This window comes from Pseudomonas sp. P4_D7, from assembly GCF_056401755.1.
Genome location: NZ_JBFUIR010000044.1, coordinates 25,014 through 40,718 on the forward strand (window position 1 = coordinate 25,014; position 15,705 = coordinate 40,718).

The window sequence follows — 15,705 nt, forward strand, 5'->3', positions numbered from 1 at the left end:
CTGCCGCAGGCTGCGATCTTTTGATCTTAAGCGCCGAAATATCCCGCACAGCACTTCTTGAACTTCTGCCCACTTGCGCACGGGCAACTGTCATTGCGCCCCAGCTTCAACTGCACCGTCGGATCAATGAAGTACCAGTGCCCGGCGTTCTGCACGAACGACGAACGCTCGCGATGGCTATGCTCGCCCTGACCGTCATGCCAGCGCGCGGTGAAGGTGACGAAAGCGTGTTCCGGCTGGCCGCCGAAGACTTCCGAGCTCTCGACTTCAAGGCCGAGCCAGGTGCTCTGCGCACTCCAGTCGGTGATCGATTGGCGATTGAGGCCCGCTTGCTGGGCGGGCAGGGTGGTCGCCACCAGATAGTCGATCAGCCCCAGCACATAGGCGCTGTAGCGCGAACGCATCAGCGCTTCGGCGCACGGTGCCGGATGGCCGTCGTGATAATGGCCGCAGCAGGCCTCCAGCAGATTGCCGCTGCCGCACGGGCAAATGGCTGTACTCATTGCATTACCACCAGTATTTCCCGAAGTTTTCCGGATTGGCCCAGAACCGTGAGTTGAGCCAGTCGGGGACTTGTTTGTATTCAAGCAGATCATAGGTGAACAGGGTCAGCACTTGATCGTCGCGTTGAAAACGTTCACTGGCTTGCAGCGCCAGTGAATAGAAGTCGGTTTCCTGCCAGCCGCTGGCCGCCAGGTCCGCCAGCACGGCGATGCGGCTGGCGTTGAGATTGCGAATCCCGCCCAACAGGTTCAGGCCATCGAGTTTGGGCAAATGTTCCAGGCAATCGACCACCAGCGCCAGATCGAAACGCTGTGCCGCCAGTTCAGCAGGCAGTGCACCCGGCGCCGCATGGGCGACGACGGTGTCTGGATGTGCCTCTTTAAAGGCGCTCAGGGCTGGAAATTCGCTGGCGCCGATCAGCAACAGCCGCGCCGGGGCGTAGCGATCCAGCAAAGCGGCTAACGCCTGTTGCGGCGTGCGGGAAGAAATGGCGACGTTCATCGAAGCTCCTCAATCAGACCGCCAAGACTAGCCTGCCTGACGGTGGCGGCAAAGCGCCCTGTTCCGCCCGTTTCGGGTAAATGTGCCGAAGTCCTGTGAACAGGCTCGCAAACAGCGGTGGCCTATTGCTGGCGGAGATTAAAACTCCGGTCTTTACTCCCTGAATCGGTTCTAAGCCGATCCCTCAGGAGAAAACCAGATGAGCATAGTTCGGACAGCATTACCTTTGATTCTGCTAACCAGTGTGTTGACTGGTTGCGCAGGTTTGCAGAAAACCGACTGGCCGACCTGTGCGGCGGTCGGTGGTGTCGTCGGTGCCGGTCTCGGCGCAACCGAAAGTTCGGCATGGGCCGGCTACGGTGCGTTGCTGGTCGGTGGCACGGCAGCGGCCTATTGCTGGGTTCACGGCGATGGCGACGAAGACGGCGATGGCGTGCCGGACAGTCGCGACAAGTGCCCGGGCACGCCTAAAGGCGTACAGGTCGACGCTGACGGTTGCCCTCCACCAGCGCCTGCACCCGTGGTCGAAGAAGCTGTAGTGGTCAAGGAAGAAACCATTGTTATCCGTGATGTGCACTTCCAGTTCGACAAAGCCACGCTGACCGGCCCTGACAAGCAAGTGCTCGACAAGGTCGCCACCCGCCTGAAACAGGAATCCTCGACGGCGCAACTGACTGTGACCGGTCACACCGACAGCGTGGGCAGCGATGCCTACAACAAGAAACTGTCGGATCGTCGTGCGCACTCGGTGGTGGAGTACCTGATCCAGCAGGGTGTGCCACGCGCCAGCTTCGTTTCGGTGTCCGGCATGGGTGAAAGCCAGCCAGTGGCCGATAACAAAACCGCTGACGGTCGCGCACAAAACCGTCGTACCGAAATCAAAATCCAGCGTTAAGCCCCTCTCGCATCCGCGGCTTGTGCAGTCGCGGATGCGGGTCTTTACTCCTGTGTAACCGGTATGGGCCGGTGACACAGGAGCTTTCACAATGACTGTTTTCTCAAGGTCCGTCTTGCCGGTGCTGCTGCTAGGCAGCTTGCTCACCGGTTGCGCCACCCACAGCGATGGCACTGCACCCCTCAATCAACGTACGTGGCCGATCTGCAGCCTTATCGGCGGGCTGGTCGGTGGCGGTCTCGGCGCCATTGAAAGTGGCGGCTGGGCCGGCGGCGGCGCAGCGCTGGGGATTCTTACCGGCGGACTGATCTGTTACGCCCAGGACGGCGATGAAGACGGCGACGGTGTATTCGACCGCCGCGACCGTTGCCCGGACACCCCGGAAAATACCCCGGTCGATCACCGTGGTTGCCCGTTGCCGCAATACCCGGTCACGGAAAAAGTGCCGGAGCCTGCACCGCAAACTGAAGTCATCACCCTCAGCGATGCCGGCAACGTGCTGTTCGATTTCGACAAATCCGACCTGACCCCGGCGGCGAAATCCCAGCTCGATACGCTGATGGACAAACTGCGCAATGCCGACGTGGTGAGCATCAAGGTCATTGGTCACACCGACAGCAAAGGTTCGGATGCGTACAACCAGGCCTTGTCGGAAAGGCGTGCAAGCAGTGTCGCCACGTATCTGCTGAGCCAAGGGCTGGCGCCCAACAAACTCACCAGTGAAGGGCGCGGTGAAAGCGAGCCGGTTGCCGATAACGCCACCGATGAAGGTCGTGCGCAGAACCGGCGTGTGGAGTTGCACATCAATCGTTAGGACGCGTCTGTAGGGCGCAGCCTAGAGCTGCCGGGCGACGATCAGCGTCGTTTCGGCAGCCATTTGGCAGACGATCGAAGTTTTTTCATTTTCCCCTCTGGCTTATCCCCCGCAGAAGCCGTTACTGTGCGCCCAAAGAATAATTCGCAACACAGGGGAGCGTATGAAAGTGTTCTGGGGGCTGGGGCGATTGTTGACCCTGCTGTTCTGCTGCGTGGTACTGGCCAATCAGTTGGTGCCGTTCGTACATCCGTTGCATCTGCTGGTCAATCTGGCCGGCGGTCTGTTGTTGCTGATTCATCTATTCGAAGTGCTGCTGTGCAATCGCAGCCTCCAAGGTCGCCCGCACCCTTGGCGTGACCGTGGCCGCATCCTGCTGTTCGGCGTATTTCACCTGCAAACCATCCCGGCCCCGGCCGCTCCGGAGGCTTCTTCCCATGCGTAAACTCTGCTTGCTCGCTGCATTCATCAGCCCATTGGCCTGTGCCCAGGTGGTCAGCGTTGAAACCAATTCGCTGATGCGTTTGCCCAATACCGCCAGCACCTTGCAGCTGGAAAAACTCGAAGTGGCCGATTACGGCACGCTGTTGATTCCGGCGAACGTGACTGAGTTGAGTGTCGGTGAACTACGTCTTGGCCATGAAGCACGCATCGCGATCGTTCCGGGCGAGAACGCTTTGGACATGAAGGTCGTTCGCGCAGAGCTGAGCGATGGCAGCCAGATCACCGCGCGCGGGGCGCCGGGGACGTATGAAAAAGCTGCCCGTGCCGGACGTAATCTGAATCTGCAATTCAAGGCGTTGAGCGCGCCGCAGCTGTTGGTCGATGCCCGTGGCGGCACCGGTGCGCCGGGCTTTGTCGGCCTTGACGGCGGTAACGGCGAAGACCCGGGCTGCACTTATGGTTCGGCCGGGCATGGTTTTGATGGCAGCAACGGCAGTGATGGCCAACCGGGCGCTCCGGGTGCGCTGGTGCGGCTGGAAGTGCCGCGCGAGTTTCCGGCTGAGCTGATCAAGGTCAATGTCGCGGGCGGTGCGGGCGGACCAGCCGGTGTTGGCGGCAAGGCAGGCAAGGGCGGCAAGTCCAAGGGCTGCCTTGTGTATCGCGCCGATGGTGGCAAGAACGGCAAGGCCGGGGCGGATGGCCAGCCTGGGCCGGTGGGGGCGGCGGGTGCTGTGACCGTGCAGCGCCTGTAAAGGCAGACCCTCACCCCAGCCCTCCCGAAACGTCGGACCGCCCGTAGGGAGAGGGGGCCGACCGAGGTGACTCAGGCTATCCATCGACCTGAAAAACCGTGTCGATTATGGATTCAAAGCTAATCCTTCAGGTCGGCGTAACTCTTCAATATCCCCCATTCAGTCCCCTCTCCCTACGGGCGGTCCGACGTTTCGGGAGGGTTAGGGTGAGGGGCTTTTGATCTCAGTCCCCAATTTCAGAATATCGGCCGAGCCGCGGCAATCGCCACCAGCACCAGCCCGACAATCAGATTAAGCCCCACCACCCGGCGAATTCGCCCCAGCACCGCCGCACCCGCCGGCCAGTCCTTCGCCTCCACCACCGTACGCAGTTCAGGCAACATCAACCCCTGAATGCGGATAAACAGCGCCGTCATCACCACATACAAGCCCATCATCACCTGCACATACTTCGGCGCGGTCTCAAACCCGACCTGCTGCAAATGCAACATGCCCACGCCGCTGATGGGCAAAAGAATCACCGCGACCCAGACCCACCGAAAAAAACCTTGAAACACTTCCACCCACAAGGTGAGGCGGGCTGGGCCGTCGAGGGCCTTCACAGCCGCGGGGCGCAGGACCATCCAGGCAAAAAACATGCCGCCGACCCACACCAGGGCGGACAGCACATGCAGGGGGTAAACGAGGCTAAAAGGTGTCATTGGGGCACTCCGTTCTGCGCGGGATTAATTAGCGGGGTATGATAGCCGCCATCCGAAACCACTGAAAATTTATCCAGCGTTTTTTGCGCCCGACAATCCATGATCAGTACTGAACTCAAAACCACGATCCAGGGCGCCTATTCGCGTTTTCTAGAGGCCAAGAGCCTCAAACCGCGTTACGGCCAGCGCCTGATGATCGCTGAAATCGCCAAAGTCCTCGGGGATATCGACACCGACGACGAAGGCCGGCGCAGTGGCGACCCCGCGATTGTCGCGGTGGAAGCCGGCACCGGTACCGGCAAGACAGTGGCCTACAGCCTGGCCGCGATCCCCACCGCCAAACTGGCCGGCAAACGCTTGGTCATCGCCACTGCGACCGTGGCCCTGCAAGAGCAGATCGTCTACAAGGACTTGCCCGACCTGATGCGCAACAGCGGGCTGAACTTCAGCTTCGCTCTGGCCAAGGGCCGTGGCCGCTACATGTGCCTGTCCAAGCTCGACATGCTCTTGCAGGAAGGCCACGCGCAAACCGCCACCGCGCAGCTGTTCGAAGAAGAAGGCTTCAAGATCGAGGTTGATGAGGCCAGTCAGAAGCTGTTCACCAGCATGATCGAAAAGCTCGCCGGGAATAAATGGGACGGCGACCGCGACAGCTGGCCGAATGCGCTGGAAGACGCTGACTGGGCGCGCCTGACCACCGATCACAGCCAGTGCACCAACCGCCATTGCCCGAACTTCGGCCAGTGCGCCTTCTACAAGGCCCGCGAAGGCATGGGCAAGGTCGACGTGATCGTCACCAACCACGACATGGTCCTGGCTGACCTGGCACTGGGCGGCGGCGCGGTGTTGCCGGATCCGCGCGACACCATTTACGTGTTCGACGAAGGCCATCACCTGCCGGACAAGGCCATCGGCCACTTCGCCCATTACACGCGCCTGCGTTCCACCGCCGACTGGCTGGAAACCACCGCGAAGAACCTGACCAAACTGCTGGCCCAGCATCCGCTGCCGGGCGATCTTGGCAAATTGATCGAACAAGTGCCGGAACTGGCGCGTGAGATCAAGGCTCAGCAACAGTTCATGTTCAGCGCCTGTGAGCAGGTCGCCGATTTCAAACCCGGCGAAGACGTCGAGGGTCGCGAGCGGCCACGGCATCGCTTCGTCGCCGGGGTGATTCCCGAGCACATGCGCGAAATGGGCATCGAGCTGAAAAAAGGCTTTGCCCGTCTCAACGATCTGTTCACCCGTCTGACCGACCTGCTTAAGGAAGGCATGGACGGCGAGGTCAACATCGGCATCGCCAGCAATCAGGCTGAGGAATGGTATCCGCTGTTCGGCAGCCTGTTGTCGCGAGCCTCCGGCAACTGGGAGCTGTGGACTGCGTTCACCGCCGAAGACCCGGAAGACAGCCCGCCGATGGCGCGTTGGCTGACCCTGGCCGAAAGCGGTTCGCTGTTCGATATCGAGGTCAATGCCAGCCCGATCCTGGCGGCGGAAACCTTGCGCCGCAGCTTGTGGAACGTGGCTTACGGCTGCCTGGTGACCTCGGCGACCCTCACGGCGCTGGGCACTTTCGACCGCTTCCGCATGCGCGCCGGTCTGCCGAAAAAGGCCGTCACTGCTGTGGTGCCGAGCCCGTTCCATCACGCCGACGCCGGTGTGTTGCGGGTGCCGGACCTGAAGGCCGATCCACGCGATGCCGCCGCACACACGGCAGCGATCATCCGTGAGTTGCCCGATCTGGTCGAAGGCTCGCGCGGCACCCTGGTGTTGTTCTCCTCGCGCAAACAGATGCAGGACGTGTTCGACGGTCTCGACCGCGACTGGCGCAAGCAAGTGTTCATTCAAGGCAACCTGTCGAAACAGGAAACCCTGAACAAGCACAAGGCACGGGTCGATGGCGGTGATTCCAGCGTGCTGTTCGGTCTGGCCAGTTTCGCCGAAGGTGTCGACTTGCCGGGTGCGTACTGTGAACACGTGGTAATCGCCAAGATCCCGTTCTCGGTCCCGGACGATCCGGTCGAAGCGGCGTTGTCGGAATGGATCGAGGCCCGTGGCGGCAATCCGTTCATGGAAATCTCCGTGCCCGACGCTTCGCTGAAGCTGGTTCAGGCTTGCGGGCGTCTGCTGCGCACCGAAGAAGACCGCGGCACCATCACCTTGCTCGATCGGCGCCTGGTCACCCAGCGCTATGGCAAGGCGATCCTCAATGCGTTGCCTCCTTTCCGTCGTGAAATATCCTGAGACAACGGTGGGCAGTTTTGCCCGCCGTGTTGTCTATCTCTCTGCCATCGCTTTTCCATTGGCCATTGTTGGTCGTTAGGGAGAACTCCGTTCTTATGATCCGCCGTTCGTTGCCTGCCGTATTTGCCTTGATCTTCGCTGCCCCGTTGCTGGCAGCGCCCGCCGGTCAGCAGACCCTGTTCAACTTTGTCCGTCCTGCCGACGTGGTGAAAATCGCCACTGAAAACGCTGATCTGCCGCAAGCCAACGCCGAGCAAACGCCTGAGGGCGAAGTGCTGCGCCGGGTGACGTTCAACCCGGTGGCGCGCCCGACCTTGCGTCTGACGCCGCAGACCGGCGCTTGGGACTGGTCGCAGTCGGGCATGATGACCCTGCGATTGCAGAGCGCAATGGACTGGGCGGTGACGGTCTACGTACAGATCCAGAGCAACGACGGCCGCACCCTGGTCAGCCGCGTCGACCTGCCGGCCGGGCCTGCGCAAACCCTGTTGGTGCCGCTGGTCGCGTCGACACCGCTGAGTCAAGGCATGAAAGCCGGGCCGCCGATGCCGATGACGGTCGATGGTCAACGGATACTGCTCGCCAGCAGCAGCGGTGAGATCGACCGCAGCCAAGTGGTCTCGGTGAGCCTGTCGATGGATCAGCCGAAAGTCGCGCAGAGTTTGCTGCTGGAGCGTTTCGGTGTGCAGGAGGGCGAATCGGTCACCCAGGCCGTTTACGGCAATCTGGTCGACGCCTACGGGCAATCGACGCGCAGCAAGTGGCCGGAAAAGGTCAGCAACGATGAACAACTGAAATCCGCCGCCGCCAAGGAACAGCAACAACTGAAAATCTGGCTGGCCGAGCGTGAGAAGTCCTCGCTGGACAAATTTGGTGGCTGGAACAAAGGCCCGGCGTTCAAGGCCAGCGGTTTCTTCCGTACTGAAAAGCGTGATGGCCGCTGGTATCTGGTCACGCCTGAAGGTCATCCGTTTTACTCGCTGGGCGTGAACACCGTCAGCCCGCAGGTCAACCAGACCTACGTGGCCGGTCGTGAGTACATGTTTGAATCCCTGCCTAAACCTGATGAACCGTTGGCCAAGCATTTTGGCGAGGGTGACAACCGTGGCGGCAACGGTGTTGATCAGGGCCGGGGATACGGCAACGGGCGCTGGTACGACTTCTATGGCGCCAACCTGCAGCGCGTGTACGGTGAACCGTGCAAAGCCGACAGTGAGAGCAAGTCCGGAGTCGCCGAAGCGGCCAAGTCTGCCGCCGCTGAAACGGCCGCCGAGAAAGCCGCAGAACCTGTGTCTGTGGCTGCCGAGCCGAAGTCCGGCGTCGCTGAGGCAGCCAAAACTGAAACCGTACAAGCGACAGCGGAAAAGGCTGCTGAGCCGTGCAAGGCCACCATCGATGAGCAACAGTGGGCCAGCCACACGCTCGATCGCCTGCAAGCCTGGGGCTTCAACACGGTAGGTAACTGGAGTGCCGATTCGCTAAGTGATGCCGAGCGTGTGCCTTACACCTTGCCGCTGTCGATCGTCGGTGACTACACCAGCATCAGCACCGGCAGCGACTGGTGGGGTGGTATGCCGGATCCGTTTGATCCGCGTTTCGCCATGGCCACCGAGCGCGCCGTCGCCATCGCCGCCCGCGATCACCGCGACGATCCGTGGCTGATCGGCTACTACGCCGACAACGAACTGGCGTGGGCCGGTCCCGGCGATGATCCGAAATCCCGCTATGCGCTGGCTTATGGCACCCTGAAGATGACCACCGACGTACCGGCCAAACGTGCGTTCCTCAAGCAATTGCGCGACAAGTACCGCAATCAGGCGGGGCTGTCGAAGGCGTGGGGCATCGATCTGCCGGCGTGGGAATTGATGGAAGACCCGGGTTTCGTGCCACCGCTGCCGAATCCCGAGCATCCGGAAATCGAGGCGGACTTCAAATATTTCCAGAAAGTCTTCGCCGACACTTACTTCAAAACTATCTCCGACTCGCTGAAATGGCATGCGCCGAACCAGTTGCTGCTTGGCGGTCGCTTCGCCATCAGCACGCCGGAAGCCGTGGCGTCCTGCGCGCAGTATTGCGATGTCCTGAGCTTCAACATGTACACGCTGAAACCGCAGGACGGTTATGACTTTGCCGCCCTGGGCGCTTTGGACAAACCGGTAATGATCACCGAATTCAACTTTGGCTCAGCGGATCGTGGCCCGTTCTGGGGCGGCGTCACGCAACTGGCCAAGGAAGACGATCGCGGCCCGGCCTACGCCAACTTCCTCAAACAAGCGCTGAGTGAACCGTCGATTGTTGGCGTGCATTGGTTCCAGTATCTGGACCAACCGGTAACCGGCCGTCTGCTTGATGGTGAGAACGGCCACTTCGGTCTGGTGGGAGTGACTGATCTGCCGTATCAGGGTTTTGTCGAGTCAGTGCGCAAGAGCAATTTGCAGGCGATTGATCAGTTGGGCAAAGAGGCTGAGAAAGCCCCTGAGCACGAAGCCGAAGGCGGCAGGAAAGGTGAGGCTGGCAAAGGTGCGGGAGCGGGGCACGCGGGTGGGCACTCGGGGAATGGTCATTAATCTGTGATGCGCTAAAAGATCGCAGCCTGCGATCTTTTGACTTGGCTTTTAACCGTCTGGCCCGCAGCTGTTCCCAAATCCCTCGAGGGCTGGAACAATGCGGGCCACTTTGTAGAGCGTTTTCGCGGGGGAGTTGCGGGTGCAGATTCAGGGACATTACGAGCTTCAATTCGAAGCGGTGCGCGAAGCCTTTGCCGCACTGTTCGACGATCCCCAGGAACGCGGCGCAGCCCTGTGCATCAAGGTCGGTGGAGAAACCGTTCTCGACCTCTGGTCCGGCACTGCCGACAAGGATGGCACTGAGGCCTGGCACAGCGACACCATCGCCAACCTGTTCTCCTGCACCAAAACCTTCACTGCCGTCACCGCGCTGCAACTGGTCGGCGAGGGCAAGTTGCAACTGGATGTTCCGGTCGCCCGCTACTGGCCGGAATTCGCCGCTGCCGGAAAAGAATCCATCACCCTGCGTCAATTGCTCTGCCACCAGGCCGGTCTGCCGGCCCTGCGCGAGCTGCTGGCGCCGGAAGCGCTCTACGACTGGCAAACCATGGTCGACGCCCTAGCTGCAGAAGCGCCATGGTGGACGCCGGGCACCGGTCACGGTTATGCCGCGATCACTTATGGCTGGCTGATCGGTGAATTGCTGCGCCGTGCTGACGGTCGTGGGCCGGGTGAATCGATCGTCGCTCGTGTCGCCAAACCGTTGGGTCTGGATTTTCACGTCGGTCTGGCTGACGAAGAATTCCACCGGGTGGCGCATATCGCTCGCGGCAAGGGCAATGCTGGTGATGCTGCCGCGCAACGTCTGCTGCAAGTGACCATGCGCGAACCGACTGCCATGACCACCCGTGCTTTTACCAATCCGCCGTCGGTGCTGACCAGCACCAACAAACCTGAGTGGCGACGCATGCAGCAACCGGCGGCCAATGGCCACGGGAATGCGCGCAGTCTGGCCGGTTTCTACGCTGGTTTGCTCGACGGCAGCCTGCTCGAAAGCGACATGCTCGAAGAGCTGACCCGCGAACACAGCCTTGGCGAAGACAAGACTTTGTTGACCCAGACCCGTTTCGCTCTGGGCTGCATGCTTGATCAACCGGATGTGCCCAACGCCACTTACGGCCTTGGCCCACGGGCGTTCGGCCATCCGGGCGCGGGCGGTTCCATCGGTTTTGCTGACCCCGAGCATGATGTCGCGTTTGGTTTTGTGACAAATACCCTTGGGCCGTACGTCTTGATGGATCCGCGCGCGCAAAAGCTCGCGCGGGTGCTTGCCACTTGTCTGTAAAGTTCCATTCGGGATTCCAGGGCCGGAACCTCGAACGTTTTTTCGTTTCAAAGCGACTGTTTATCCGGGCGAAAGTGCTCTGATTTTTCATTACTTCATTTTGTGGATTTTCAATGTCATCTAAAAAGACCCTCGCCCTGGCCCTGTGTGTAGCGATCACCGGTTGTGCACAGACCCCGAAAAACGATGCGGACGGCGGCAGTTGGTGGCCGTTCGGTTCTTCCGACAAGGTGGCGGCCAAAGAACCCGCGCCGGCGCCTTTGAAACCGGCTGCTACCGCACCGGTTGCCAAATCTGAAAGCAGCAGCCCATGGTACTGGCCGTTCGGTTCCGATGACGAAGCGGCCAAGGCCGACATGAAGGCTGAAGTCGCCCCTGAAGCGAAAAAACCGGTCACCGTGGCCAAAGCTGAAGCCGACGCGGGTGGCAAATGGTGGTGGCCGTTCGGCGGCAAGGATCAACCCACCACCAAAGCCGTGCCGATGCCGGATCCGAAAGTGACCCAAGCCTGGCTCGACGACTACGAGCCGCGCCTGCGTGAAGCGGTCAAGGACAGCAATCTGCAACTCGAACGCCGTGAAAACGTGCTGGTCGTGACCGCGCCGGTGGAAGGCTCGTTCAACCCGGATCGTCCAGCCATGTTGCTGCCGGTCACCCTCGGCCCGTTCACCCGCGTGGCGAAAATCCTTGAAGCCGACCCGAAAACCGCCGTGCTGGTCCTTGGCCACAGCGATTCCAGTGGTGCCGCGCCTGCCAATATCAAACTGAGCCAGGAGCGTGCCCAGGCCATCGCCGCAATCTTCCGTCTCAGCGGCCTGCAGCGTGATCGCCTGATGCTGCGTGGCATGGGTTCCGAAGCACCGCGTGCGGCCAACGACAGTGTTGAAGGTCGTGCGTTGAATCGTCGTGTTGAACTGCTGGTGACCCCGCAGAACACCATGGTTGCCTTGCTGAGCAAGTACAACATGCCGGCACCGAAGCCAGTGACCCTGGTCGCGGCACAGGACGTCAAGCCAGTCGCCAAACCGGTCACTCCGGCTCCTGCCGCGAAAAAAGCCGCTGTACCGGCAACCAAAAAGGCTCCGGTAAAAAAAGCGGCTGCCAAGGCACCGGCCAAAAAAGCCCCGGCCAAGGCCCCAGCGAAAAAGACTGCTCCAGCCAAAGCCGCCGCGACCGACAAGAAAGTCGCCGCGACCGATACCACCAAGAAGTGATCCGCTAACGAAAAGGAATGCGCCATGACCCAGGCTCTGGCAGATATGCGTCGTGATTACACCCGGGATGGGCTGACCGAGGCGCAAGCCCCGGCTGAGCCATTTGCGTTGTTTCACCAGTGGTTTGCCGACGCGGTGAAAACCGAACAGCCACCGGTGGAAGCCAACGCTATGACCCTGGCCACGGTCGACAAGGATGGGCGACCGCATTGCCGCATTCTGCTGCTCAAGGGCCTGGACGAGCAGGGCTTCACCTTCTTCACCAACTACGACAGTGCCAAGGGTCAGCATCTGGCGGCCAACCCGTTCGCCGCCATGACTTTCTTCTGGCCAACCCTCGAACGCCAGGTGCGCATCGAAGGGCGGGTGGTGAAGGTCACGCCTGCGGAGTCGGATGCGTATTATCAGGTGCGTCCGCTGGGCAGCCGTCTCGGTGCCTGGGCATCACCACAGAGCCGGGTGATCAACGGGCGCGGTGAACTGGAAGATTTGCTCAAGGCCACCGAGCAGCGTTTCTCCGACACGCAACCCGACTGCCCGGAACACTGGGGCGGTTACCGCTTGCTGCCTGAGCGCATCGAATTCTGGCAGGGCCGTCCGAGCCGTCTGCACGATCGCCTCAACTACCGTGTGCAGGGCGCCGACTGGATTCTTGAACGTCTGGCACCTTAAGCAGTCTACCGAGCGGGATAGCCTGCCGCAGCGGCCTCCAGCCACTTCGGCAGATCCCGGCGCTTGATCTTCTGCATCTGAGCATTCGCTAACTGTTCGAGCATGAAGGCACGTTTTCCTTCATCCTTGCCCGCCAGTGACAGCGCCAGGTCGCGATCCATCCAGCGCTTGATCCGCACGTACAACCACCAATGGAAGTACAAACCAGCGGCAGTGGTGACGACGATGATGAAGTAATCCATGAAAATCCTTGGTGTCCGTGGCGCGGAATCGGTAATTTGGCGCTACTGTTGGGAAACCTTGCAGGCGTCTGTACCGCGCCTGAATGAAAGCCAATTTATCCGGGCGGCGTCGTGACAGGCGTCAAGCCACGGAGTTTAATGAATATATGTTCCTTTGGAGTTGATGCTATGCGTAAGTCTGTTCTGCTGGTTGCTTCCTTTTCCACGATGGCGATGTTGCTTACCGGCTGCCAATCGAGCCTGACCGGTGACTCCTACTCCCGTGACGAAGCGCGTCGTGTGCAGACGATTCGCATGGGCACCATCGAATCCCTGCGTCCGGTGAAAATCGAAGGCACCAAGACCCCGATCGGCGGCGCTGCAGGTGCAGTGGTCGGCGGCGTCGGCGGCAGCGCCATCGGCGGCGGCAAGGGCAGCATCGTTGCTGCGGTTATCGGTGCGGTGGCGGGCGGTCTGATCGGTTCGGCGACTGAAGAAGGCCTGACCCGTACCCAAGGTGTGGAAATCACCGTGCGTGAAGACGATGGCAGCATGCGTGCCTATGTGCAGCAGGTGCAGGAGAACGAAGTGTTCCGCGTTGGCGAGCGCGTGCGCATCTCCACCGTTGGTGGGACCAGCCGCGTTTCGCACTAAGCGGAATTCAGGGTAAAGAAAACCCCGATCAGGTGACTGGTCGGGGTTTTTTGTTTTTTGCTTCCAATTCGGTAAGTCAGTAATCAGCACAGGTGCCCATGAAAAACTCCAAACCCTTCGGGAGGCTAACTTTGAGAAGAGTTTTCAGCGCAGTGACTTGATCTGTAGTCAATAGCAGCTCTCCGGGTTCCAATTCATTCAGGGGCTTAGACTCAATGAACTGTGCAACTTTTTCGTTCATCTCGCTATCTTGGATATACAGCTCGAATTGCAAAGAGTCATCTTGAACGTCATCAGGGTAAAAGCCGGTTATCGAAAGGTAGCGCATAAAGTTTCAATAGCCTGTTTGTCGGTATTAACTGTAGTCAAACGAAATTTGATAGTCGTTGGCACTCAGAATGATTTGATGTTGAAAGTACGGCTGAATGGTCGCACCCCACTTCTCGACGACGTTGAAGCTGCCATTATTGATGTTGCCCTCCACCGGAATGCCCAAGGCATTCAGTACTGATTCATCATCCCCCAGATCTTTTGACGACTCCTCGCCCTGCAATTGCAGGGTTGCTGTGTCGTACCATTCCAGTCTCAGTTCTAGCCCCATCTCTTCCTCACATATATCTTTTTTTGATATTTTTTCGGGTGTTGAATGGGTGCCTACCAGTTGTTGCGGTATACGAACGATATCTGATAGTCGTAAGACGAATATTGAATGAAGTGCTGGAAGTACGGTTGAAGAATCTTTAACCAATCGGATTTAACATTAAATCCGCCATTATTTATGTTTCTGGCAGGCGACAGGCCTAACGCTTCAATTAGTGAGCAGTCCTCACCAAAATCTTTCGACAGCTCCTCTCCTTCACCCAGTTCGGTTTGCTTGTCATACCATTCAAGCCTGGCCTTCAGTCCCATGTAATCCTCATAAATATTTTTTGATATTTCGTTTCTTTTTGGGCGGATCTATCTGTTCGCCGGTCCTATGGTCGAAAGAGCCTAAATGGCTGCCATCGCTTGCGCGGTATGCCTCAAGTTCACCGTGCAGATAGTCCCATTCGTAGATTATCCGGCCTTTCGCGTTGATCCAGCGATCCCGAAGCCCTCCGTTGTATGGTGTTTTCTTTTTTGCTCTTCTCAAATCAGGAAAGGCTGTTATATCCACCGTTTCAGGAGCTGGGTGATAGGTATGACCCTCTTCGGCGGTACCTTTCGCAGCGCTGACAACAATGTAAATCGGTTTTACTCCCGACCCCACCGGAAAAACCAGAATGAAATCCCGGTACTCCGGCGGATAAACCGGATTCACCAGCATCCCATCCGCCGCTTTCGTCGGCGGATAAACCCAGATGTGCGGTGCCTGCGGTGCAGCCTCCAGCGCAGGAATGCCGAGGATGTCCGAGCCATTCACAGCCGGCGTCCAGATCAGTTCTACGCCTTCTCCCAAGTCAGCAATGAACTGGCTGTCGCGCAACTTGAACTGCACGACATCAACCATTTCCCAATCGCGATTCTTGCCGGTGTAGAAGCCATAGCCCTTCAGGCTGCCGTCGGCCTGCTGTTCGACCCTCAGCCGAACACGCGTTCGCGCCTGTTCAAGTCCACGCAGTTGCTCGTCGGTATAGAGTGCGCTGTCACCAAGGTTCGAGGGCATGAGCAGCGCTACCAGGGTCACCAATGGCGTGACCACTGCGGTGGATATAACTGTGGGCAGTGCTTTGAAAGCCGAACCCGTCAACGCAAAACTGCCGAAGCCTGCCGGGATGGCCGTTGCGCCGATTTTCTTGAGAGGCACTGCGCCGCTTTCATCGGCTTCACGCGCGCCCAGCAGAATCAGATCGCCGTAATCCTTCAGGCTGTCGGTCGGCACCATCCCCGAAGGACTGGAGTAATCGATAATCGCATCCGGCAATTTGCAGGACTTGGCAAATACGCAACCGGCACGCACGGGCTCGGCTTTCTTGACCGCCACCTCACGGCTGCGCTCGAAAGCCTCCTGCCGTGCCAGCATGGTGTCGTAAGCGTTTTGTCTGGCGTCGCGCTCGGCCAATTCCGTGGCCGTCATGTAGCGGTAGGTAACGTGATGCCCGTCGCCTTGCGGTGGGTTTTGAACCCGGGGGATGTCCTTGTTGCCAGCCACTGATCGTCCTTTCGTTCATCCATCGACAGCCCTTCGCAAAGGGCTGCGCAACGTTAACGAAGCAGGAAAATGGTGGCTGTAGGACGCGTCTCTAAAGACGTGGGAT

The 15,705-nt window shown here is 59.5% G+C and carries 18 protein-coding genes; 10 read left to right on the forward strand and 8 right to left on the reverse strand.

Translation table 11 applies throughout. From position 1 onward, the window contains the following. Positions 1-26 precede the first annotated feature (26 nt). Both AC1DVF_RS23015 and AC1DVF_RS23020 read right to left on the reverse strand, forming a co-directional pair. On the reverse strand, positions 27-503 hold the full coding sequence (locus tag AC1DVF_RS23015; RefSeq protein ID WP_095049121.1) for a YchJ family protein: 477 nt from the start codon (positions 501-503) through the stop codon (positions 27-29). 4 nt (positions 504-507) lie between these two features. After that, positions 508-1,005 carry a DUF6231 family protein gene (locus AC1DVF_RS23020; protein WP_477783181.1) on the reverse strand — a complete coding sequence of 166 codons (498 nt, stop codon included), beginning with the start codon at positions 1,003-1,005 and terminating at the stop codon, positions 508-510. A gap of 199 nt (positions 1,006-1,204) precedes the next feature. Here AC1DVF_RS23020 and AC1DVF_RS23025 point away from each other — a divergent pair, with 199 nt between their 5' ends. The 4 genes from AC1DVF_RS23025 (at position 1,205) to AC1DVF_RS23040 (ending at position 3,910) form a co-directional block, all read left to right on the forward strand. Further along, positions 1,205-1,900 (forward strand): PA1041 family peptidoglycan-binding anchor lipoprotein, encoded by a 696-nt coding sequence (locus AC1DVF_RS23025; protein WP_093438801.1) that lies wholly within the window; start codon positions 1,205-1,207, stop codon positions 1,898-1,900. Positions 1,901-1,991: 91 nt separating this feature from the next. Continuing rightward, a complete protein-coding gene (locus tag AC1DVF_RS23030) occupies positions 1,992-2,714 on the forward strand; it encodes a PA1041 family peptidoglycan-binding anchor lipoprotein (protein WP_099758177.1) in 723 nt (240 codons plus the stop codon). A gap of 163 nt (positions 2,715-2,877) precedes the next feature. Then, on the forward strand, positions 2,878-3,159 hold the full coding sequence (locus AC1DVF_RS23035; RefSeq protein WP_093438792.1) for a DUF1145 domain-containing protein: 282 nt from the start codon (positions 2,878-2,880) through the stop codon (positions 3,157-3,159). Then, positions 3,152-3,910 (forward strand): hypothetical protein, encoded by a 759-nt coding sequence (locus tag AC1DVF_RS23040; protein ID WP_099758178.1) that lies wholly within the window; start codon positions 3,152-3,154, stop codon positions 3,908-3,910. The genes AC1DVF_RS23035 and AC1DVF_RS23040 overlap by 8 nt, the downstream gene beginning before the upstream one ends. Before the next feature lie 236 nt (positions 3,911-4,146). Here the strand turns inward: AC1DVF_RS23040 and AC1DVF_RS23045 are convergent, their stop codons facing one another. Further along, entirely contained in the window at positions 4,147-4,611 is a 465-nt protein-coding gene (locus AC1DVF_RS23045) for a CopD family protein (RefSeq protein WP_093438783.1), read from the reverse strand. A gap of 99 nt (positions 4,612-4,710) precedes the next feature. Between AC1DVF_RS23045 and dinG the strand changes: the two genes are divergently transcribed. The 5 genes from dinG to pdxH all read left to right on the forward strand — a co-directional run bounded on the left by dinG (position 4,711) and on the right by pdxH (position 12,593). Then, positions 4,711-6,855 (forward strand): ATP-dependent DNA helicase DinG, encoded by a 2,145-nt coding sequence (dinG, locus tag AC1DVF_RS23050; protein ID WP_007918588.1) that lies wholly within the window; start codon positions 4,711-4,713, stop codon positions 6,853-6,855. Positions 6,856-6,950: 95 nt separating this feature from the next. After that, on the forward strand, positions 6,951-9,422 hold the full coding sequence (locus AC1DVF_RS23055; protein ID WP_477783182.1) for a beta-galactosidase: 2,472 nt from the start codon (positions 6,951-6,953) through the stop codon (positions 9,420-9,422). A gap of 139 nt (positions 9,423-9,561) precedes the next feature. After that, positions 9,562-10,707, forward strand: coding sequence for a serine hydrolase domain-containing protein (locus AC1DVF_RS23060; protein WP_477783183.1), 1,146 nt, complete (start codon positions 9,562-9,564; stop codon positions 10,705-10,707). Positions 10,708-10,820: 113 nt separating this feature from the next. After that, positions 10,821-11,921: an OmpA family protein gene (locus AC1DVF_RS23065; protein WP_099758181.1), complete on the forward strand. Its 1,101-nt coding sequence runs from the start codon at positions 10,821-10,823 to the stop codon at positions 11,919-11,921. A gap of 24 nt (positions 11,922-11,945) precedes the next feature. Next, positions 11,946-12,593 (forward strand): pyridoxamine 5'-phosphate oxidase, encoded by a 648-nt coding sequence (pdxH, locus tag AC1DVF_RS23070; protein ID WP_093438758.1) that lies wholly within the window; start codon positions 11,946-11,948, stop codon positions 12,591-12,593. A 5-nt stretch (positions 12,594-12,598) separates the two neighbouring features. On the opposite strand, the gene AC1DVF_RS23075 is transcribed toward pdxH, so the two are convergent. Further along, the gene (locus AC1DVF_RS23075) at positions 12,599-12,835 is read right to left on the reverse strand and encodes a hypothetical protein (protein ID WP_093438753.1); all 237 of its coding nucleotides are present in this window, start codon (positions 12,833-12,835) and stop codon (positions 12,599-12,601) included. A gap of 168 nt (positions 12,836-13,003) precedes the next feature. Between AC1DVF_RS23075 and AC1DVF_RS23080 the strand changes: the two genes are divergently transcribed. Continuing rightward, on the forward strand, positions 13,004-13,468 hold the full coding sequence (locus AC1DVF_RS23080) for an outer membrane lipoprotein (RefSeq protein WP_007969461.1): 465 nt from the start codon (positions 13,004-13,006) through the stop codon (positions 13,466-13,468). A gap of 76 nt (positions 13,469-13,544) precedes the next feature. On the opposite strand, the gene AC1DVF_RS23085 is transcribed toward AC1DVF_RS23080, so the two are convergent. The 4 genes from AC1DVF_RS23085 to AC1DVF_RS23100 are packed head-to-tail and all read right to left on the reverse strand — an operon-like array spanning position 13,545 to position 15,599. Next, complete coding sequence (locus AC1DVF_RS23085) at positions 13,545-13,796, reverse strand: pyocin S6 family toxin immunity protein (RefSeq protein ID WP_460090050.1); 252 nt, start codon at positions 13,794-13,796, stop codon at positions 13,545-13,547. Positions 13,797-13,823: 27 nt separating this feature from the next. After that, positions 13,824-14,069, reverse strand: a complete 246-nt coding sequence (locus AC1DVF_RS23090) for a colicin E3-like toxin immunity protein (protein ID WP_460090051.1) — start codon at positions 14,067-14,069, stop codon at positions 13,824-13,826. Between the two features lie 53 nt (positions 14,070-14,122). Next, a complete protein-coding gene (locus tag AC1DVF_RS23095) occupies positions 14,123-14,377 on the reverse strand; it encodes a colicin E3-like toxin immunity protein (protein WP_460090052.1) in 255 nt (84 codons plus the stop codon). A 7-nt stretch (positions 14,378-14,384) separates the two neighbouring features. Next, on the reverse strand, positions 14,385-15,599 hold the full coding sequence (locus tag AC1DVF_RS23100; RefSeq protein ID WP_460127309.1) for an S-type pyocin domain-containing protein: 1,215 nt from the start codon (positions 15,597-15,599) through the stop codon (positions 14,385-14,387). Positions 15,600-15,705: the final 106 nt, after the last annotated feature.

Coding starts and splice junctions, on each gene's coding strand:
- AC1DVF_RS23075 (WP_093438753.1), bottom strand. CDS start 12,835: ATGGATTACTTCATCATCGTCGTCACCACTGCCGCTGGTTTGTACTTC.
- AC1DVF_RS23025 (WP_093438801.1), top strand. CDS start 1,205: ATGAGCATAGTTCGGACAGCATTACCTTTGATTCTGCTAACCAGTGTG.
- AC1DVF_RS23035 (WP_093438792.1), top strand. CDS start 2,878: ATGAAAGTGTTCTGGGGGCTGGGGCGATTGTTGACCCTGCTGTTCTGC.
- AC1DVF_RS23090 (WP_460090051.1), bottom strand. CDS start 14,069: ATGGGGCTAGAACTGAGACTGGAATGGTACGACACAGCAACCCTGCAA.
- pdxH (WP_093438758.1), top strand. CDS start 11,946: ATGACCCAGGCTCTGGCAGATATGCGTCGTGATTACACCCGGGATGGG.
- AC1DVF_RS23095 (WP_460090052.1), bottom strand. CDS start 14,377: ATGGGACTGAAGGCCAGGCTTGAATGGTATGACAAGCAAACCGAACTG.
- AC1DVF_RS23040 (WP_099758178.1), top strand. CDS start 3,152: ATGCGTAAACTCTGCTTGCTCGCTGCATTCATCAGCCCATTGGCCTGT.
- AC1DVF_RS23085 (WP_460090050.1), bottom strand. CDS start 13,796: ATGCGCTACCTTTCGATAACCGGCTTTTACCCTGATGACGTTCAAGAT.
- AC1DVF_RS23080 (WP_007969461.1), top strand. CDS start 13,004: ATGCGTAAGTCTGTTCTGCTGGTTGCTTCCTTTTCCACGATGGCGATG.
- AC1DVF_RS23015 (WP_095049121.1), bottom strand. CDS start 503: ATGAGTACAGCCATTTGCCCGTGCGGCAGCGGCAATCTGCTGGAGGCC.
- AC1DVF_RS23055 (WP_477783182.1), top strand. CDS start 6,951: ATGATCCGCCGTTCGTTGCCTGCCGTATTTGCCTTGATCTTCGCTGCC.
- AC1DVF_RS23030 (WP_099758177.1), top strand. CDS start 1,992: ATGACTGTTTTCTCAAGGTCCGTCTTGCCGGTGCTGCTGCTAGGCAGC.
- AC1DVF_RS23065 (WP_099758181.1), top strand. CDS start 10,821: ATGTCATCTAAAAAGACCCTCGCCCTGGCCCTGTGTGTAGCGATCACC.
- AC1DVF_RS23020 (WP_477783181.1), bottom strand. CDS start 1,005: ATGAACGTCGCCATTTCTTCCCGCACGCCGCAACAGGCGTTAGCCGCT.
- AC1DVF_RS23045 (WP_093438783.1), bottom strand. CDS start 4,611: ATGACACCTTTTAGCCTCGTTTACCCCCTGCATGTGCTGTCCGCCCTG.
- dinG (WP_007918588.1), top strand. CDS start 4,711: ATGATCAGTACTGAACTCAAAACCACGATCCAGGGCGCCTATTCGCGT.